18 protein-coding genes are annotated in these 18875 nt (G+C 49.6%); 3 read left to right on the forward strand and 15 right to left on the reverse strand.

What is annotated here, in order from left to right; genetic code table 11:
• Positions 1-5: 5 nt before the first annotated feature.
• The 15 genes from JW953_08940 to JW953_09010 form a co-directional block, all read right to left on the reverse strand.
• On the reverse strand, positions 6-482 hold the full coding sequence (locus JW953_08940; protein MBN1992819.1) for a GtrA family protein: 477 nt from the start codon (positions 480-482) through the stop codon (positions 6-8).
• The gene (locus tag JW953_08945; GenBank protein ID MBN1992820.1) at positions 476-2122 is read right to left on the reverse strand and encodes an O-antigen ligase family protein; all 1647 of its coding nucleotides are present in this window, start codon (positions 2120-2122) and stop codon (positions 476-478) included. Before JW953_08945 ends, JW953_08940 begins: the two co-directional genes overlap by 7 nt.
• Positions 2119-3063: an SDR family oxidoreductase gene (locus tag JW953_08950; protein MBN1992821.1), complete on the reverse strand. Its 945-nt coding sequence runs from the start codon at positions 3061-3063 to the stop codon at positions 2119-2121. Before JW953_08950 ends, JW953_08945 begins: the two co-directional genes overlap by 4 nt.
• Positions 3064-3073: 10 nt before the next feature.
• Positions 3074-4849 (reverse strand): aspartate--tRNA ligase, encoded by a 1776-nt coding sequence (aspS, locus tag JW953_08955; GenBank protein ID MBN1992822.1) that lies wholly within the window; start codon positions 4847-4849, stop codon positions 3074-3076.
• A gap of 1010 nt (positions 4850-5859) precedes the next feature.
• Positions 5860-7791, reverse strand: a complete 1932-nt coding sequence (locus JW953_08960; GenBank protein ID MBN1992823.1) for a recombinase family protein — start codon at positions 7789-7791, stop codon at positions 5860-5862.
• A gap of 48 nt (positions 7792-7839) precedes the next feature.
• Complete coding sequence (locus JW953_08965; GenBank protein MBN1992824.1) at positions 7840-8205, reverse strand: hypothetical protein; 366 nt, start codon at positions 8203-8205, stop codon at positions 7840-7842.
• 70 nt (positions 8206-8275) lie between these two features.
• On the reverse strand, positions 8276-8494 hold the full coding sequence (locus JW953_08970) for a hypothetical protein (protein MBN1992825.1): 219 nt from the start codon (positions 8492-8494) through the stop codon (positions 8276-8278).
• Entirely contained in the window at positions 8491-9759 is a 1269-nt protein-coding gene (locus tag JW953_08975) for a hypothetical protein (protein MBN1992826.1), read from the reverse strand. Before JW953_08975 ends, JW953_08970 begins: the two co-directional genes overlap by 4 nt.
• Positions 9760-9940: 181 nt before the next feature.
• Positions 9941-10750: a hypothetical protein gene (locus tag JW953_08980; GenBank protein ID MBN1992827.1), complete on the reverse strand. Its 810-nt coding sequence runs from the start codon at positions 10748-10750 to the stop codon at positions 9941-9943.
• 746 nt (positions 10751-11496) lie between these two features.
• Positions 11497-12051 carry a hypothetical protein gene (locus tag JW953_08985; GenBank protein MBN1992828.1) on the reverse strand — a complete coding sequence of 185 codons (555 nt, stop codon included), beginning with the start codon at positions 12049-12051 and terminating at the stop codon, positions 11497-11499.
• A gap of 66 nt (positions 12052-12117) precedes the next feature.
• Positions 12118-12351, reverse strand: coding sequence for a hypothetical protein (locus JW953_08990; protein MBN1992829.1), 234 nt, complete (start codon positions 12349-12351; stop codon positions 12118-12120).
• A gap of 269 nt (positions 12352-12620) precedes the next feature.
• On the reverse strand, positions 12621-14129 hold the full coding sequence (locus JW953_08995; protein ID MBN1992830.1) for a bifunctional DNA primase/polymerase: 1509 nt from the start codon (positions 14127-14129) through the stop codon (positions 12621-12623).
• Positions 14130-14350: 221 nt separating this feature from the next.
• Positions 14351-14572, reverse strand: coding sequence for a hypothetical protein (locus JW953_09000; protein MBN1992831.1), 222 nt, complete (start codon positions 14570-14572; stop codon positions 14351-14353).
• Positions 14560-14754, reverse strand: a complete 195-nt coding sequence (locus JW953_09005) for a hypothetical protein (GenBank protein ID MBN1992832.1) — start codon at positions 14752-14754, stop codon at positions 14560-14562. The genes JW953_09000 and JW953_09005 overlap by 13 nt, the downstream gene beginning before the upstream one ends.
• A 117-nt stretch (positions 14755-14871) precedes the next feature.
• Positions 14872-16266, reverse strand: a complete 1395-nt coding sequence (locus JW953_09010; GenBank protein ID MBN1992833.1) for a hypothetical protein — start codon at positions 16264-16266, stop codon at positions 14872-14874.
• A 341-nt stretch (positions 16267-16607) separates the two neighbouring features.
• Here JW953_09010 and JW953_09015 point away from each other — a divergent pair, with 341 nt between their 5' ends.
• The 3 genes from JW953_09015 to JW953_09025 all read left to right on the forward strand — a co-directional run.
• The gene (locus JW953_09015; GenBank protein ID MBN1992834.1) at positions 16608-17441 is read left to right on the forward strand and encodes a hypothetical protein; all 834 of its coding nucleotides are present in this window, start codon (positions 16608-16610) and stop codon (positions 17439-17441) included.
• The gene (locus JW953_09020) at positions 17422-18204 is read left to right on the forward strand and encodes an ATP-binding protein (GenBank protein ID MBN1992835.1); all 783 of its coding nucleotides are present in this window, start codon (positions 17422-17424) and stop codon (positions 18202-18204) included. Before JW953_09015 ends, JW953_09020 begins: the two co-directional genes overlap by 20 nt.
• A partial coding sequence (locus JW953_09025; protein MBN1992836.1) for a tetratricopeptide repeat protein occupies positions 18197-18875 on the forward strand: 679 nt, incomplete at its 3' end. The genes JW953_09020 and JW953_09025, both read left to right, overlap by 8 nt.

Below are 18875 nucleotides of genomic sequence, written 5' to 3' on the forward strand. Positions count from 1 at the left end.
AAATTCTACAATCCCCGGTACGTCCAAATCCGGTTTGCCCCAAAATTCCAAAACAAAACAATCACAATGGCAATGGCTTTGGCCAGGTTGTAACTCCAGGGTTCGCCGATATAGCCCACCAGGAGCGCGTCAAGGCCAACCACGATAACGTTGTTGATAATCAGGCCGATGATGTTGATCAGGGCAAATTGGGGCAACTGTTTGCGCTTTTTGCGGGCGCGCGATTCGGGAAAAGTCCACAGCCGGTTCCAGGTGAAGTTGCTGAGGATGGCCGCGCTTACCGAGATGGTGTTGGCCAACAAAAGATTGCCGTTGATTGACGGCCACAGATTCCAGCCCAATTCATGCTCAATAACGTACAGGCTTAAGTTGAGCAGGGTAAAATCAATCACCGCGCCCACCGCGCCAACAATGGCAAATTTGATGAACCGGGAGAATTCTTTGGGATGGGTTTGATGGAGGGTGGTAATGGTTTCTAGCATTGACAAAAAATTTCCTTTTTTGAGCATGTGTATATAACCGAGAGCAAGGCCAGGATGATGGCGACGTGCAGGTACATGCCCTGCACGTATAAGTTATCGAACAAGTTATGCAGGTGTAAATGGGCCAAAATGCCCAATCCGCCGGCGGCCACCGCCCGGCAAAAGCCGGAACCGGATCGAACGGCTTGCCATGTTACCGCAAAAGCGGCTATCCAAAAAATCAGGTAGCCCAATATACCCGCCAGCCCGGCCTCGGCGCCAAGGTTGAGCAGGTAGTTATGCGCGTGTCCCAACGGGTTCAGCCAGCGCCCTACCGCGTAAGCCGGGTACACTACCGCATAATTGCCAAAACCGACCCCCAGCCAGGGATTGTCTCGCCACATTTCGCGGGCCGCTTGCCAGTGGGCCAACCGTTCGACGGTGGCAAAATTGGCGTCGGTGACTTCCAGGGTGGTAATATCGGCAATGGTGACAATTTCAAGGGCATCGGCCAGGCGTTGGGTGACCGCCCCGTAGGGCAGGCCGGGCCGGCCTGACGCGCTTTGCAGAACGCCCGGTTCAAAAGAAGTGACCAAAAATATGCCCGCCCCGGTTAACCCTAACAGGGCCAAAACCAGGCCCGGCCGTTTGCTTAGAGCAATGAGGCTGACCGGCGCCGCCACGGCCAAACCCAGCCAGGCGGCCCGGGATTGGGAAGCCAAAAGCGCGACCAACATCAACCCCGGCGGAAGCCAGAGTGAGGCCAGGACAAAAAGTTTGAACATCAGGTTCTTTTTAACGGCGGGCAACGGTACGCGGAATCTTGGCCGGTTTGATGGGGCATCTTCCGATTCAGCATGACGCTTTCCGCGCCGGAAAGCAAACCCTAATTCAAAAGTCCCCCATCCGGCCACCGCCAGAGCCAGGGGCAAGATCAAGCCCAGATATCCGGCATACGGATTGGGTTGGGCAAAAGTGCCGTAGGCGCGCAAAAAACGCCCGCCAAAAAGCAGAAATCCCTCCGGCCCTATCTTAAAGATGAATTGGTAAAGTCCCAAAGCCGCCTGGGCCATGCCGGTCAACAAAACGGTAAGCACAACCCACTTGAGGTGTTGAGGCGGCAGCAGGGCTGTTACCAAAAGATAGAGGACCGCCATCTCCACACACTTGCCGGTTTCAACCAGGCTGGCCCCAATGGAGAGAGTGTTGAGCCACGACAGGCTGGCGCAACCCAGAAACACTAAAAAAGGCCACAGCAGGATAGGGACGAATGGCCGTTCGCCCTGACCGGGGTTATTTTTGGAGGGACCATCCAAATAGTTATGACGGGTTGAGAGTTGGAGCAGCCAGGCCGTCACCCCCGCCGCCAAAACAACTTCCATAAGGCCAACCTTAAAACTGCCCAGGGATACGGCCAACAGGGAGCTAAAAGGGATGAGGGGAATGAGCAGGTATAGGCTCAAGATCGGTCGGCGCAGTAATAGCAACCCGAAGATGGCGCCACCCAGCAATAAGGCCGTTATCTTTACGGGCAGCCAGGCCATGGCCGCCCCCAGCAAAACCACGCTGGTGAAAAAAAGCGGTCGCTTTAATTTGGGCGACACATTTAATAGCGGCAGGGTGAGGGTTAAGAATTTATGAAACGTTGGCGCAATGGTCATGATAAAGCATGTTGAAAGAAGGATATGGTTTGGCGCAATCCCTCCTCCAAAGAAACTTGTGGCTCCCAGTTCAAAATGCGCCTGGCCTTAGTAATGTCGGGTTGGCGCACTTTGGGATCGTCCTGAATGCGTTCATCGGTAGGTTTGATGAAGGTGATTTCTGAGCGGCTGCCGGTGAGCGTGATTATTTTTTGGGCAAAATCCAGGATGGACATCTCAACAGGATTGCCAATATTGACCGGCTCAACTTCATTGGAGAGGAGCAGGCGGTAAATGCCTTCCACCAGGTCGGCCACGTAACAAAAAGAACGGGTTTGGCTGCCGTCGCCGTAAACCGTGAGCGGTTCATGTTTCAAGGCCTGGCTGATAAAATTGGGCACCACCCGCCCGTCGCGCAGGCGCATGCGGGGGCCATACGTGTTGAAGATACGCACAATGCGGGTGTCTAAATGATGATAGCGGTGGTAGGCCATGGTCATGGCCTCGGCAAACCGTTTGGCCTCGTCGTAAACGCCGCGCGGACCAATGGGATTAACGTTGCCCCAGTAGTCTTCCGGCTGGGGGTGGACCAGGGGGTCGCCATAGATTTCGGAGGTGGAGGCCAGTAAAAAACGGGCCTGTTTCTCTTTGGCCAGTCCCAGGGCTTTGTGCGTGCCCAGAGCGCCAACTTTAAGGGTGGGAATGGGATATTCCAGGTAATCAATGGGGCTGGCCGGCGAAGCAAAATGTAAGATAGCATCCAGCGGCCCTTCAACGTAAATGTAGTTGGTCACATCCTGTTTGATAAAAAGAAAATCATCCCGCCCGGCCAGGTGTTCGATGTTGGCCGTTTTGCCCGTGATAAGATTGTCCATGGCAATGACGCTGTGGCCTTCGGCCAGAAAACGATCGCAGAGATGGGAGCCGAGAAAGCCCGCGCCGCCGGTGATTAAAACACGCATATTTTGCTCATTACCTCAGTTTAATGTGCAGCTCTCGCAATTGCTGTTCGGTCACTTCGGTGGGCGTGCCGGCCATTAAGTCAAGAGCGGCCTGGCTTTTGGGAAACGCAATAATCTCGCGGATGTTTGGCTCGTTGGCCAGCACCATCACCAGGCGATCCAGTCCCGAAGCAATGCCGCCGTGCGGCGGCGTGCCGAATTCAAAGGCTTCCAGCATGTGGCCAAATTGTTCTTTGGCCTTTTCTATATCCAGGCCAATCAGGCCAAACACCTTCTCCTGCAAATCGCGCTGGTGAATTCGGATGCTGCCCCCGGCCACTTCGTTGCCGTTAAGCACCAGGTCGTACTGTTTGCCGCGCGCTTTGCCGGGGTTGGTATCAAGCAGGGGGATATCTTGATCCATGGGGGCGGTGAAAAGGTGATGGCTGGGGTCCCAACGATTTTCTTCTTCGTTCCACATTAAAAATGGAAAATCAATTATCCAACAAAAGGCCAATACGTTGTCATTACGCAGACCCAAGCGGTCGCCAATTTCCAGGCGTAGGCGGCCCAACGATTCGTTGGCAATGGCAAAGGTGTCGGCCACAAAGAGCAGCAGGTCGCCCGGTTGGCCGTGAAGTTGATCAATAATGGCCGACACTTCAGCAGGGGCCAGGAATTTGGCAAAGGAGGAGCGGCCTGCCGTAGGCTTATCGTCGTCGCCCTTGTCCACAACCAGCCAGGCCAGCCCCTTGGCTCCAAATTCTTTAACAAACTCAGCCAGATCGTCCAAATCCTTACGGCTGTAGTGCCCCAGCCCTTTGGCGTTAAAGCCTTTGACCAGCCCGCCGGCAGCCACCACGCTGCTGAACACCTTAAAGCCACTGTGGGCTACAATGGGGCTGAAGTCGGCCAATTCCAGCCCAAAGCGGATATCGGGGTTATCCCGGCCAAAACGAGCCATTGCTTCTTGATAAGTCAAACGTGGGAAGGGCTTGGCCAGCAGGGGCAGGGTGGTGGTATTTTCCACCACGCTGATCATCAGGCGTTCAATTACGTCCATCACGTCTTCCCGGTCCACAAAACTCATTTCCAGGTCAAGCTGGGTAAATTCAGGCTGGCGGTCGCCGCGCTGGTCTTCATCGCGGAAACAGCGGGCAATCTGGAAGTAGCGGTCAAACCCGGCCACCATGATCAGTTGTTTGAGTTGCTGCGGGCTTTGCGGCAGGGCGTAAAATTTGCCGGGGTGCACCCGGCTGGGCACCAGGTAATCGCGCGCGCCTTCCGGCGTGGTTTTGAACAGGATGGGTGTTTCTATTTCCACAAAATCTTCAGCCGCCAAAAAGTTGCGGATATGGCGGATAACGTTGTGGCGCAAAAGGATGTTACGCTGCAAACGCTCGCGGCGCAGGTCAAGATAACGGTAGCGCAGCCGGATTTTTTCATCCACCGGCAATTCTTTGTTGATGTCAAAGGGCGGGGTATTGGCCTGGTTGAGGATTTTTAGTTTTTCGCCTTCAACCTCAATCTGGCCCGTATCCAGTTTGGGATTCTCTTGACCCTCCGGGCGGTGGCGCACCCGGCCTTCAACCTGGATAACGTATTCGTTACGCAGGGCGTGGGCCGAGTTGTGCATTTCAAGGCTGGTGGTGGGGTCAAAAACAACCTGGGTCAGGCCCCAGCAGTCGCGCAGGTCAATAAAAATCAAACCGCCGTGATCCCGGCGGCGATGGACCCAGCCGGAGAGGATTACGTTTTGCCCTTCGTGTTCGGCGCGGAGTTGGCCGCAAGTATGAGTTCTGTACATAATGTTTTTTCTCGTCGGTAAAAAATTAGGGGAGGCTACTGGCGCAACCACCCCTGTGTGATTTCAAGCGTTAACGGCGAATTTTAGCACAAAAGGGAAAAGACGCAACTGGCCGTAAATTCTTAGTTATTCTAAACCCCCAATAGTAGCGGTTGACGTTTTTTTTTTACGGGAGTAAAATTTGGGTAGTTCTTAACCAAGTTAAGTGCGGTGGACTATCAGTATCAGGTTTATGTGCCAAGAATTACAGCGCAATTTTGAGATCATCCAGTATCTGGTTAAAGATGCTTCTCCCGAACAATTGATTTGGCGGACGGGTGAGGGCCAATGTTTGAGTGAGATTCTCTGCCATCTCCGTGACGTGGAAAAATGGCACGCTCGGGCCGATGTGCCTGGGCTTGATTATCAGAGGCAGCCGGTGTGGTCTGTTGGCGACTTAAGCCCAAATACGTCTACGGCCAACGGTGAGTATGCTTTTGAAACATACGCCCGTTATCGCCAAGAAACGGTGACGGCGCTACAAAAAGTCCCGGCTGCGGCCTGGCAACGCCGGGCAGTGCATAAATTATTTGGCGAAATTACCGTGGCCGAGTTAGTACAAAAAATTGATGAAACGGATCACGCCCATATTCGCCAGATAGAAAACGTTATCCACAGGATGCCCCTTAACCCTTTATTTGCGCGGGCTTTGCAGGAGATTGGCGACTACCACCGGCGCTATCAAGCCCACCTGGGGCCAGCGGCCTCGTTGTTGGATATTGGGGTCGGCACGGGCCTGGCCCTGCGCCACGTAATGCAACAAAATCCCCATTTAACTTGTACCGGTGTGGATATTCGTGATTTGCGGTTGCCAGAAGTTAGGGTGCCCCTTCGGGTTTATGATGGGCAGACCCTGCCCTTTGTAGAAAATCAATTTGATGTATCGTTGCTTTTTTACGTGATACACCACTGCGAAAACCCGGAGCGCGTATTGGATGAGGCGACCCGGGTGACCCGGCAAAAACTCATCATTATCGAGGAATTCCACCGGCCCGGGGCCGATGCGGCCAGCTTGGATTTAACCGAACGGCAAAGCCATCGCGCCCTGGGCATTCCCCCGGATTTACCCTATCGGCTGTTTGACAAATCGGAGTTTGAGCAGATACTCTGCCGGCGTTATTTGCTTGAAGTTGAGCAGCAATTATTGCCCTCAAAAACAACCCGGCCTGTGCAAAAATATTTGTATGTTTGTACTGTACCGACAAAATAACACCGTCCGGGCAAACCTTAGCGGTTACTCTGGCCTTGCGCTTATCATCTTCGACAAACAGAGTTACTTGTACGTCTAACATAGCCAACAGCCGCCGCTTGGCCTCATGAACGGCTATCTTTAGCTCTGGCAAGTCTTCGCCTTGTGCTTCCGCTTCCCGCAAGGTTTCCAGGTCTTGGGCCACTTGTGCCATAAAAGTAGTGATATTGGTTATCTGTTCCTCTGTAACCGTTTTGGCTTCAAGTTGTGCTAGTAGCTTGGCCTTGCGGCTTTCCAGTTCATCTAAAACCGCCTCTATCTGTTCAATCTCTGCGGCTTTTTTGGCTTTGGCCCTCCGACTGGTCAACACATTCAGATTGTCCAATTCTTCATCTAGTTCTTGACCTTTGTCTTTCATCAAGTTTTCAACCAAAGCTAGATCACGGCGGATTGATTCTACTTTGCCTTCTTGCCGGGAATTGTAACCTTGCAAACCTTCCAGTAGCCTATCTTTATCCCTGGCTATTTTCTCAACCCATTGCCATACCTTTAGGTCAACTACCTCACTACGAAAAAGTGGATTGTGACAATCACAATATCTTCCTTTTTCAGATGGCCTATTGTTGCAGGCATAGTATTTATAAGTCCTTTCGCCAGTCTTGGTAAGCCCGCGCATTTTGTACCCACACTCGCCGCACGTCACCCGACCAGCTAACAGGTATCTTCCCGGCTTGCGGTTTCGCTTTGCATATCGTTTGTTTTCCTGTACTTGCGCTTGGGCCAGTTCCCACATTTCCCGGCTGATAATTGCCGGAACAGGGATAGGTATAGATTCGCTGCTTGGTTTGCTTCTGTCTTTGCCGCGTCTCCCATAATGCCACACCCCGGCGTAAGTTTCATTGGTCAGAATGTGGTATATCGTTTGTCTGCGCCACTTCCCACCTTTGGGGGATTTGACTCCCATCTCATTTAGCTTTTCTGCGATTCTTAATCCCCCAAGCGGGTTGCCCGGCTCGTCGCCAATCACAAACCAGTGAAAAATCAGGCGCACGATTTTGGCCTCAACTTCGACAATCTCAAAAAACCATAATTTATCCTCTCTTTTGCGCCTGTGTTCATCTTGTGGTTTGTCAACTTCTTTTCTCTCTTCGCCTCTAATTGCTCTGTAGCCGTAAAGCGTTTTGCCGTGTGGCACAACATAACCGGCTTTAGCTCTTGCCAATCTTCCCTCGTAAAGTTTCCTGACTGTTTCCCGGTGATCCTCGCCAGCCTGCCAACCGGCAAACGAGCCATACATAAAGGCTTCCATCGGATTGAATAGGTCAACTTTTCGGCTATCTTGGCTATAATGCAGTTCAACCCCAAGCGACTTTAGTTCTTGCATCAAAAGCAAAAGGTTAATTCCCCATTCTGACCTATCTAACCGATTCGGTTTATAGACAATCAGGTTGTCGGCCTGCCCGTTGCGTAACGCTTCACGGACTTTGTTGAGTTCCGGCCTGTCTAATACCTTGCCGGTGTAGTCCTCTTTGAAGACCCCCACAACCTTTATGTGGTTGATTTCGGCGTAGGCCAAACATTTTTCCTCTTGATTGTCCAAGCTTGTCCCGCTTTCGGCTTGCTCATCAGTGGAGACACGACAATAGATAATTGCCCTCTCTTGTACCACAAAAGCTAAATCTTGCGTTTTGGATTCTGGTTGCGTTGTCATCATTCTTTCTCCATTCTTGGATAGGCGAGCCAATGACCGGCGGCCTGTTGATTACTTTTTCCCGGCCTCAATCAAGACCGGCTGATTGTCCGTTATTGCCTGCCATAATTCGTGTCTTGTGGCCTGTGGTGGGGGGAGATACAAAATCCTTGTCTCAATTCGCTCTACGGCCTGCTGGCGTGGTCTAACGGCCAACACAACCGACAAGGCCACAATCGCCAGCCCCAACAACCCGACAATGGCAAGGGCCACAAAGGGAACAATTGCCCCGGCTGTAATGGCCCAAGCTTGGGCAGAATGTAACCGGCTCTCTGCTTGGGCCTCAATTATCATTGCCTGGGCTTGCCCTCTGGCGTATTCTAAGTTAGCCTGGGCATTGGTTTGGCGGGTTGCGCTATCGCTGGCGTATGAATACATAGTAGGGCAACAGACAGTCCCAAGCCTATTAAAAACAGGATAGTGCAGCCCATAGCGTTGTTTTTGCTGTTCATTGTGCCGCCCCTTCCTTTTCCCGTTGCCAGTTAAAAAACCTAATCATAGATGCACACTCTGAACAAAAAAGGTGTTCTCCTAACAATTCTACGGCCTTACCTGAGCATTGTTTATCATCATTTTTATGCTGCCTTGCCGCGCACTTTTTGGGGTTCATTTTCTTGCGCCAGGGTCGGCTATCGTCATATAGCAAAAAATCATAATGATGTTTCATTGTCCTATTTCCTCTCTGACTCTGGCGTCTCTAATTTCCCGGCCAAACTTCTCCAAAACGGCTTTGACCTTGCTAGTGTTATATCCGTTTTGTTGCCCAAAAACACTGGTGGCAATCTGGCTGATGCCTTGACCCTGGTCATATCGTCTCAGGATGCTTGACTCCAGTCTGCTTGGCTGTGGTTTGTGGTCAAAGTCCATTTGGAGACTATAAAGTGATAGGGTGCAGTCATAGTCAAGTCTTGGCCTGTGGTGGGGTATGCCGGTCACTGGTACGTCAATCAGGTTTGAGCCAATGGAACAAACCACTTTTTTGCCGGCGTGGTCAATCTCTCCATTGTGATGATAGGCCGGGATAATCTCAAGACGAGTCATCTGGTCTTTGAGACTCGCCCCCTGCCTGCCCAAGCCAAAAGCACCCTTGACCCTGCTATGTACGATGAAATAGAGCAACAGCCCCCGCGCTGCAAACACGGTTAGGGCCTGGCTGACAAAGGACTCAAGTTCCTTGCCACCTATCAGACTGGCAAAGCTGGTGAAGTCCTCAAGGAAAACAGGTTGTAGGTTCATTTCACCATAGGCCATCTGTTTGGCTAACTGCTGCCTGACTTGGGCCTCTTGCTTAACCAGGTCAAACCCGGTCACAATGCTGTCACTGTCCGGCCCAAACTGCTCACAGTGGGCATACTCGCCAAAATCATACTTTTGAGCAATCACAATGGGCTTGATGCCTTGTTTCATCCAATATTCAACCAGGTAATGGGCTAAGGTGGTTTTGCCGGTCTGTTGGTCGGCCACGATAGAATAGCACCTTCTGGGCTTGGTCATTACTTCCAAAAAGTCCAGGGTTTGCACATTGCCGCTTGCCAGTTGTAGCATTTCGCTTTGTTTCAATTGGGGGGTGTAAATGGGAAACAACTGCCCATTGCTAAACGTATAGGCTACGTGGTTGTGGTCGTGCGTGATAATGCTGGACTCATTTTCCAATTTGCGGGTGATAGCCTCATCCCGCCTGACTTTGTGCCTGATAGTGTGCCAGGCCAGCCAAGCCAGGTATAACCCGCCGGCAATAGCAACAATAGCAACGATAGCACTAACAGCATAAGCCAGGTATGTTGCCAAAATAACCACAACCGGCCATGCTGCTATTATTGCTAAAACTGCTATTAGGAAAGTGAACAGCCCGACATACCAGAAAAAGCGAATCTTGATGCTGTTGGGCCTCTTTTCGATTTCGCCTATGACCACATCTTTTTGATGTTTCATACCATCACCCCCATTGCAAATAAGACAGAGACGCCCACAATTGCCAGCAAGGTTACTGTTACCTGTAACCTGCCTGGCGTGGGTTTGTGATCGGGCAAGACGGTATACATATTCTTGGGCAAGTCTACAATTCTGTTGCTGGCGGTTGCTCTTGCTTGCTCATATTGCTGCCAAAAGTACCTCATCCTACACCCTCCCTCTGTTCAAGTTCTGTTGCCTTGCTATGGCCGTTTGCTCTAACTTTGCAGTGAGCCAAATGGCCGTTAAGCTGGCGTTGCTTCTCAAAGGCTTCGCCGCAATGCTCACAGATAAAGCCCTTGCTCATTTTTTGCTCTTGCCTCGCTTCGACGTTGCTAATGTCTACCTTGTACTGCGCTCGAAGCTTCCTCATCTCCAGCTCATTGGCTGTCTTGGCCTGCTCGACGGTTAGCTGAAGTTTGCTCAACTCCATTTCTAGCATTGCTCTCTTTTTGCTGGCCTCTAGCTCGAAGTCAATTTGCTTTTGCTCCCGCTCTAGCTCGTTGACATCTGCCAGCCCCACACCAATGACTACCAGCATAGGTACAAAAGCTACCGTAAAATTCCACGCATTTTGTAGCCAAATATTGGGAAAAACGTCCCTTACGGCTTCAAAACCGTTTTGCATAAAGTAGAGATACGGTATAGCAACAAGAGGTAAGCTTAGAGCTAACAGTGAGGTAACAGTGAGCAAAGCATACCAGGCGATTGAGCTAGCTTTGAGCAAACGCCATTTGTTGAGAATGAAGGCGATAGCAAAACCTTCTAGCACGGCCATAGCTACACCTGCTATAACCTCAGATATGCCCAAGCTAGTGTGAAGATAGCCCTCTGCTACAAAGCCAGCCGATAAAGCAAACGCGCCAGCATAACGGGGGATAGCGATAGTAACCGCCGCTATCTTGAGCAGGTTGGCTTGAGTAGTTATTCTGTTGTCGTTTCCAGGGGAATATGATAAAATGTTCTTAGACATAATATGTGTCCTTTCGCGTGTTATGTCGGCTATTGCCGGTGGGCGTCTCTCCGGGCCAAAGGTGGGGCGTCCATCGGTCAATAACCTCCTTTCGTTTAATCTCCGTTATCGTCAATACTAACTGTAACATCACCTTTAACCCACGCCTTGAGCAATTGCCGAACGACAACCGCCAAAGGCACGTGACTCTTTTGTGCTTTGGCTTTGGCTTGTTTCCACCAAAACGAGTCAAAATAAATTGAACGTAGTACCATTTTGCTTTTACTCCCTTCGTCATTATTGCTTGAGTTAATATGTTTACTAGACATATATATAATATATACTAGATATATATATTTGTCAAGAGGCAAAAGCAAAATTCTTTATGCGTTCATTCCACGCGCTCGCCTGGTCAAACCCTGTTCTTTCCTGTTTTTCAGGCTCTATTGTTCACTCCACGCAGGCGGTGTGTTCGGTGGCACGGCCTATCTTCTCTATCGGGGTGTCAATTTTTTGACTGCCCGATTTTTTTGTCACCACCCCCAATGACATCCGTTCCCTCGCCTCCTCCTCCAGCATCGGCAATACATTAACCGACAACGCCGCCAAAGTCGGAACGTTCCGACTCCCGCCGCCTGGGTCAAAAAAATCAGAAGGAGTAGATTTAGTAAGAAAAATGAGAATGGGTCGGCGGCTTTATTCTACAAGCTATAGCTCGCCCCTTCGTCAAAATTGTATTTTTGGCGCAAGGTTGAGACATCCGGCTCTTACCCTTTCGTTAGTGGACTATCACCCTTTACCTGGTTAACCTGTTGCGCTCCGATATTGACTTGTAACAAGGCGGGGGTACGTTGAGCTAAACAGCGGATACGGGCCAGAGTTTCAATTGCCCGAAAATAACGAAGTTGACTCACGCTCAAGCGTTTTTCCCAATGTTGTACTTGTGCCATAGTAGCTTGATCCGAATTTTGAGTAAACAGAGCCTCAACCCAGTATAAACGTATATGGCACAATATAATCTGTTCAATCAAAAGCCTTTCAAGTTGTGAACTATTGTCATAGCCCAACGCAGCCTTTGTGTTTTTCATTATTTCCAGAGTAGCAAGTTTAAGGGCTTGGTTGTCTCCAGACAGCTTCTTCACCACTGCTTCTCTAGTGATCTTCACCATATCAAACATATTAAGTAGGGCCGGAATTTCTTTAATAGAATCTCTAAATCTTTCAATATCCTCATCAGTTCCCCGACCCTCTTGCAGTGCCATCAGATATTCATTAACTTCACTTCTTAGTTGTTCCCTCTTGCTTTTATGTTTTCTGCTCATTCGTTTTCTTCTCCATTGGCCTTTATGCCTGTGGTGTCCTGTGGCGAGCAGGGCCTGCGTGAGTGACTATCCGTATTTTGGTAGATAATTCACATCAATCTGGCGTTCAATAGCCTTGATTTCCGCTTTCTCTTGTTGCCATTTCTCACGCTCAAGCTGTTGTCTCTCACGCTCAAGCTGGGTGAGGTTATCAATCACCTCAGCCAAAGATCCACTGCCCATATATTTAGAAACACAGGTTCCGTTTTGCCAGTGTTTGCAATAGTAATATCGTCTATTATTTCTTTCTTCCCACCCCATTTGTGCTAGGTCACCTCACTACCCCCGCTTCAGGGTTGTTTTCATTTGGCATAAAGTCTGAATCGTCTGTTTAAGGTCATTCATCCACTGAGGCGGTGGCGGATCAACCTGAGGATAGCCTAACTCAAACTCACACAACAGAATCGCTAGGGTTAGAGCTTGTATGGATGACATCGGTCGGTATAGGTTTGGTACTCATTCCTATTTTTTATAGTCATCCCTTCGTGAAGATTCTCATTTATACAGTTTATGGGTATGCAAATATGCGCTTACGAGTTTTCACCCCTCTTCAACACCAACTTATGCCATCGCCGCTCTTGAATATGTTTTTGCCTTTCCAGTTCGCCCTTTCCTGATGTTCCTAGCATTTCGGCAACAGCATCCAGATTCACTTCTAGCTTCTTCCACAATCCCCCTCCGATCTTTTCAGCCATATAGGACCGATCCATCAAATCTAGCTTGCGGTAGACTGTTTTTCTTCCACGGCCTGTGGCGATCACAAGATCGTTGACTGATGCTTCCGTCAGTTCCTGCAATTTGTAGTAAATGTCTGCTCCTGTTTTGCCCAAACCAGACCACCTAAACGCATCATGCTCATACTGAGGTTGGAGATTGTCATAGTTACACACTCCATCACATTGGGTTGACTGAGTGGGTAAGGATGACACAATATCAACAATTGACCATACATTGGACAGTGAGGCAGTCGCGGGTTTTTCCAGGTCTAGCAGACCAGCTTTAGCAAGACGATGATTAGCATTAGTGGCTGTTTTCCAAGAAATCCCTGCTAATTCTGCTAACTCTCTTATACTTGCGGCATAAGACAACTTACCACATTTTGAAACAATACTTAAATGAGCCAGATATACCGCTTTGTCTGTTGCCCCAGTTCTACCCGGCCAGGGGTGAGACATCGCCCAACCCCTTAACTTTTGAGCCATTGCTTCAGCCTCATTTGCATTGGCCTTGAGATATTCTCGGACATTTTGGTAAGTGTGGTATAAATAGCGTTGCCCATTCTCTTGATTCTCAGAATAAAGTTCACTAAACTTTCCAGTACCGGGGTGAGCAATGTAGAAAGCTGATATTTCACCAAACCCAAACCCGGCCCGAATAAGAGATGCACACAGAGCGGCTTCGGCTTCACTTCGCGTCGAGTATTTGGAGATTGTCTCCAGATCACCCTGCAATAATCGCCAAGCTAAACGTGGTAAATCTCTTCGGTATTTAGCTTCATTGGCCACTGCAAGTTGTAACTCAGGAATAGTGGCAAGATCATCCAGCTTAAAAATAGAATTTGGTTTTGTCTTAAATAGGTAAGTTGCCCCGGTTGGATGCCTGGAATAAGGTGCAATAACAATTGCTCCACATCCTCTGACTTCGCCAAATTCACATACCCCACTTTTGATTGGGCTGTCAGCCAAGAAATAAAAGTGCTGTCCTCCCCCGTGAGGGTCATTAGGTGCAAAATTATCGCGCTGCACCTCCCAGGTCTTTATCCCCAATCCGGCTATTCGATTGTTAAAGGCTTCCGCTTTTGCCCGGTTATCGCAATCAAGAAAAAAAGGATAACCATTTTGACTCTTAACCCCACCGATCAAGGCGATATTGGCATTTTCCAGCCCATCGAAGAGGCTTTGAACTTCTTTGGTGGTTTGGAGAATATGCTGATATTGTTTCCAGCCTCCCCAAACGGGGCTATTCTTTGTGCCTGTTTCAAACGGTATGGGGGTCAAACCTTGCCGATGGTAGTCAAGAGCTATATCCAGCAGGTTCATTCTGCTGTTTCACCTGCCTGGTCTTGAGTTTGTGTAATTCAAACCAGATTAGAAAATGCTCCCCATACCGTTTGATACTTATTGCCATCTTTTTTGGGGTCTGGGTGAATAGACCACCAAGGGGTTGAAGCTCCGGCCTGCTTCTGAGATACTGATCATTGACAGCGATTTGCCCCGCGTCATTAGCTTCAATGCCTACCTTGCAGGTTGGTATGTTTCTTTTATCCATCACTTCTCCCGGTTTGCCCTAGAACCGGCGGTGACGTAAAATCATTGTGCCGGTCAATTTCGGTTGATTCGGTATGGACCGCGTCGGGGTGGGCTGCCAGGCTATCACCCGGCGCGGTTTGCATTTGGCGAATTTTTTCAGCCTCGCTGTGCAAGGCTGCGTAAAATGTTCCCCAAAAGTTAGCCATTATTTCTTGGGCGTTTACTTTTTGCATTGGTGGCCCTTCCCAGCCTTTTGGTCGTGGCCGATAGTGGGCGGCCATACCCCGGCCTGCTTAGCAGCGTTGCGAATCAAGCGCCGAATATAGGCCGCCAATGATTCCCCCTCGGCCAATTTCGCAGCAGCCTCTTTTTCAGCCGGGCTTAGTACCAATCCAAAACGTTCTGTTTTCTTCATAACGAAAGCCTCCGAAAATAAAAATGGTGTCAATGTTAATCAATTACAACATTGACACCATTGTATCAAATGGAGTTGGAAAAAATGGAAATTTCGGAAATTTCCAAATTTTTCGGATTATTTTAGTTGTCCGGCATCACCAGCCTTGATAATCTCTCTAAGTTGTCTGTCACTGTACTGGATTCCTTGGGCTTTTAGAGCATCAAGGAGGTCACTGATTTTAGGAATCGGGGTTTCCGTTTCGAGATTTTCGTAACTGTTTTGGTATTCTGTTCTGGTTTCAATGACTATACTATAAGCCTTTTTCCACTTCTGGATGGTTGCTTGTTTTATAGGTAAAAATGCTTTCTGCTCTATTTGTTCGGTATCTTCGAACTTGGCAGCAAATTGTAATGCCGCCTCATCAGATGTTATTCTGCCCAATTCGTCTCGTTCATTCACCTTTTTTCTAAACTGGTCAATAAGTTGACACCAAGCCCGCCATCTTTCATTTAGTTCCCCCTCAGTGATTCCCGGTTCTCTATTTCGTAATTCCGTTTTATATTCGGTTTCGGATATAGGATTTTCAACCCATTCCTTTAACAATGGGTAAGTGACAAATTCATCTATAACCATTTCTTGTGCTACTTGAGAATCACTTAGAGATTGCACTGAACCAAGCTCTATCAAACCTATTTCAGCAAACAAAGAGATTATCTTTCTCCAACTGGTGATAGCCTCAAGTGTTGGGGTTGTTTTTTTATATCGGTTTAGTTCAATTTGTGTTTTTTCATCAATTACACGCCAGACTTCAATGAGGACATTATCAATTTCCCACGCGCATCCCCTATCAATTTCTTCAGCGATCTTCAAATGAAGAGCATATTTCTTATTCCATAGATTCACCAACTGGATTACATCGTGCAGGTTAGCTTTGAGTGTCACTCGGTAGATAAATGAAGGATTTCTCTCTTGAGTATGGATATCCGGGTTGACCCAACCTTTCCATTTTGGCTCTAGCGTGGGAGCAAGGCCCTGCGTCTGCCGGATTTCAACACCCTTTATTTCGGATAATTTGGTAAAAAACTGCTCTACAACTCCCCTTGATTCCGGATAAGCTTGCTCAATCCAAGCCAACATTTCAACAAAGTACCCCAAACAAACCGCTTGCCTGCATTTTGCTGTTACCTCCAATCTGGTGGGGGAAGGCATCGAAATAACAAATTCAATGACGGATCCGATAGGCTGGGCATATTCAGTATCAGAATCTCGTTTACTCAGCGTGATATAGAACCCATCCAATTGTATCACGTTTTTGCCAGAAACCATTTGCTCGAGTCTGGCCTTTTGAAGACCAATATGTCCTTTTTCGGTAGGAAATTGTTTTGCAGAGGCATTACTGGTTTTTTCGGCCAGCCATTGAGAAAAGAATTTTAACTCTGTATTAAGCCAAAATTGGATACTTGGCAGGCAGAAATATCGTTCTTCGTTCTGAATTTTAATAATATCTTTTACTAACTTTTCCAAATCCATAAAAAAACCACCTTTCCAACTTGACGGCGGTGGCTAAACACAGTAAGCTGTTACTGTCAGCCTGCCGTTTTCAGGTTGACCCATGCCTCAGCCGGTCACGCGGCGTGAGGTTTTTTTATTATAGCACAGCAGTTCTAAAACGGAACAAAAACCCTAACCGTTATTTTGGGAGGCCACCGAAGCATAATCCAACAGCTTACTAATTTGAGTAATGGCTATATCGGCCTTATAGCTAAGCAGCGTGGCACTCACCTCAAAACAATCTTGTAATTGATGCACTACAACCAAAACTGTGCTAAAATACTTTGGGGGGTCATATCCTAAAAAAGGCTTTTTGACCAATGACCGATCCAAAGGCCACACTCCAAAAACTCAATAAAAACCTCAGTATCCTCCAAGAACGCGAAGCCAAATTTGCGGACAATGCACCCCTGGACCTACTTAACCAAATCACCGATCACCAACAAGCCATTGATCTGACCCGGCAAGTCATCACCGGTGAGATCAGCGAGGCTGACTGGCGCGAAGCCATGCGCCCACTGCTGATAAACGTCCACGACCGCAGCGAGGCCCAGCCGGATACCTGCGGCATTTCCATGGGTGATGTTGAAGACAGCATTATTGCCAGCGGCGATGTAGCCAATACTCAGGTAGCGCACGGTAGTTACATTGCTCAAGCCAGTCACGGCGGTAAGGCCGAGGTTAATATTAATACCATTGACCAGCGCGGGCAGCAGGTTGAAACCCAGTATAATGCCGGCGGTGATATTAACATTTATAACAATCAAACGCCGCCTTCGCTGTATCAACGGGGAGGATATATCATCATTGGGGCTATGCTGGCTATGGCCGTGAATGTGGCTGGTAATCTGCTTTCTGCCGGGCTGGAACAGCGGTTTTTTAGCAGCGGTTTTACCACTCAGTCCCTGTGGGGCTTGGGCTTGTTTGCTTTGGCCGGGGGCATCCTGGGGTTATGGCTCAGCGGCCCGGTGACGATGCCGGCGCCGACTGCTTCGCCTGCACAGCCGGTCCAGCCGGTCACCATTACCCGCCTGCGGGCGCTCTTGACCTACATCAAACTCAGAGGCAAGGGCATCAACCTGAGCGATATTTTGCTGATTGGCTCAAAACTTGATATTGATACCTGGAGTAACGATGACCCACCCCACCATTAACCGCGAACCGGCCGTTGACCTGTTTCACCAAATCATGCACCCCCAATCCACCCACTGGGTGCTGCGACTGTTGGGCGAAGGCAAAATGGGCAAAAGCCACTTGCTGACCAAGGTGTTCCCGCTGTTAGCCCGACAAAGCTACCAGGCCGCTTGGGCTGTGGTAGATTTGCGCGGCGGCATCACTGCACCGGATATTTTACACCAAAGCTGCGCCCAACTTGGCGGCGAAACCCGGTTCCCCAGCTATTATGCCGCCTATGAAAATTGGCTTAACCAACCCAGGGTAGAGGTTAAAGGGTTGCAAGCCCTGCTATCCAGCATCAGCATCCGTGCTGGCGAGCAGGATACCGACCCCCGCCGCGTAGAGCGCCTTTTGACTACCAAGTTTATAGCCGATTTGCAAACCTTAGCTCCTGATCCGGTGTTGTTGATGTTTGATGCTCTGGAGCAAAGCGACCCTGCCATTCAGCATTGGCTGATGAATGAGCTATTGGTGAGCCTGACGCCGCTGCAACACGTGCGCGTGGTGCTGGCCGGGCGCGCTATCCCGGATGCCGCCGGCAGTTACGCGGCCTGCTGCCACTCTTACGAGCTGGTTCCGGTCCGGGATGAAACAGCCTATATTGTTTTCTGCCAACAACTCAACTTGACCATCACCGAACAATCCATTAGAGATTTTGCTTTGGTATTTGATTACAAACCGGGCTTTTTTGTAGATTTTGTATTGCCTAAATTTAGCCAAGCAGGTGCGGCCCATGAATGATGATATTCTAACCGCCCTGGCCGCGACCACCGACCCTGCCGAAAAAGCCGCCCTGGTGGCCGAATTTGCCCTGGCCGACCTGCCTCCGGCGGTGGCCACCGCCGCCCGCCGGGCCGTAATTTTGCACTGGTTTAATACCGAGGTGCTGGCCGCACTGCTGCCCGCCGAGAGTGAGCTTCCTGCCGCCGATGTTTATAACCTGTTGGCCGGCCTGCCCTTTATAGAACACCTGCCCCACGGCCTGGCTTACCACGATCTTACCCGCACTGGCCTGCTGACCCGGTATATGGCCAACCAGTCCGATGCGTTGCGCGCTGGCGCAACCCTGGCCGCGTCGGTATATGCCGCCGCCGAAGATAAAATGGTGGTGTTGGAAGGATTGTATTGCCATATCCTGGCCGGAAACCAGACCGAAGCCACCGGGCTGCTGGAAACCCTGATTTATTGGGCCGGGGCGAGGGAAGATTGGGCTGCCCTGTTGAATGTTTTTGAAATTCGGGACGAAGCCGAACGGTATACATTTGCAGAAACGCTGCCACGTATTGCCTTGCATTATTTTGCCACCGGACTGGCCCATCAATCCTTGAAACAGTACGATAAGGCCCTGGCCGATTACACCCGGGCGATCGAGTTGAACCCGGAAGACGCCGCCGCCTATAACAATCGGGGCA

The organism is Anaerolineae bacterium, from assembly GCA_016931895.1.
Classification (GTDB): domain Bacteria; phylum Chloroflexota; class Anaerolineae; order 4572-78; family J111; genus JAFGNV01.

Excerpts from the sequence above, each read along its gene's own strand:
- JW953_08970 (MBN1992825.1), bottom strand. The coding sequence starts at position 8,494 with ATGAAACATCATTATGATTTTTTGCTATATGACGATAGCCGACCCTGG.
- JW953_08975 (MBN1992826.1), bottom strand. The coding sequence starts at position 9,759 with ATGAAACATCAAAAAGATGTGGTCATAGGCGAAATCGAAAAGAGGCCC.
- JW953_08980 (MBN1992827.1), bottom strand. The coding sequence starts at position 10,750 with ATGTCTAAGAACATTTTATCATATTCCCCTGGAAACGACAACAGAATA.
- JW953_09020 (MBN1992835.1), top strand. The coding sequence starts at position 17,422 with ATGACCCACCCCACCATTAACCGCGAACCGGCCGTTGACCTGTTTCAC.
- JW953_08960 (MBN1992823.1), bottom strand. The coding sequence starts at position 7,791 with ATGATGACAACGCAACCAGAATCCAAAACGCAAGATTTAGCTTTTGTG.
- JW953_09000 (MBN1992831.1), bottom strand. The coding sequence starts at position 14,572 with ATGCAAAAAGTAAACGCCCAAGAAATAATGGCTAACTTTTGGGGAACA.
- JW953_08985 (MBN1992828.1), bottom strand. The coding sequence starts at position 12,051 with ATGAGCAGAAAACATAAAAGCAAGAGGGAACAACTAAGAAGTGAAGTT.
- JW953_08965 (MBN1992824.1), bottom strand. The coding sequence starts at position 8,205 with ATGTATTCATACGCCAGCGATAGCGCAACCCGCCAAACCAATGCCCAG.
- JW953_08945 (MBN1992820.1), bottom strand. The coding sequence starts at position 2,122 with ATGACCATTGCGCCAACGTTTCATAAATTCTTAACCCTCACCCTGCCG.
- aspS (MBN1992822.1), bottom strand. The coding sequence starts at position 4,849 with ATGTACAGAACTCATACTTGCGGCCAACTCCGCGCCGAACACGAAGGG.
- JW953_09005 (MBN1992832.1), bottom strand. The coding sequence starts at position 14,754 with ATGAAGAAAACAGAACGTTTTGGATTGGTACTAAGCCCGGCTGAAAAA.
- JW953_09015 (MBN1992834.1), top strand. The coding sequence starts at position 16,608 with ATGACCGATCCAAAGGCCACACTCCAAAAACTCAATAAAAACCTCAGT.
- JW953_08990 (MBN1992829.1), bottom strand. The coding sequence starts at position 12,351 with ATGGGGTGGGAAGAAAGAAATAATAGACGATATTACTATTGCAAACAC.
- JW953_08995 (MBN1992830.1), bottom strand. The coding sequence starts at position 14,129 with ATGAACCTGCTGGATATAGCTCTTGACTACCATCGGCAAGGTTTGACC.
- JW953_08950 (MBN1992821.1), bottom strand. The coding sequence starts at position 3,063 with ATGCGTGTTTTAATCACCGGCGGCGCGGGCTTTCTCGGCTCCCATCTC.
- JW953_09010 (MBN1992833.1), bottom strand. The coding sequence starts at position 16,266 with ATGGATTTGGAAAAGTTAGTAAAAGATATTATTAAAATTCAGAACGAA.
- JW953_08940 (MBN1992819.1), bottom strand. The coding sequence starts at position 482 with ATGCTAGAAACCATTACCACCCTCCATCAAACCCATCCCAAAGAATTC.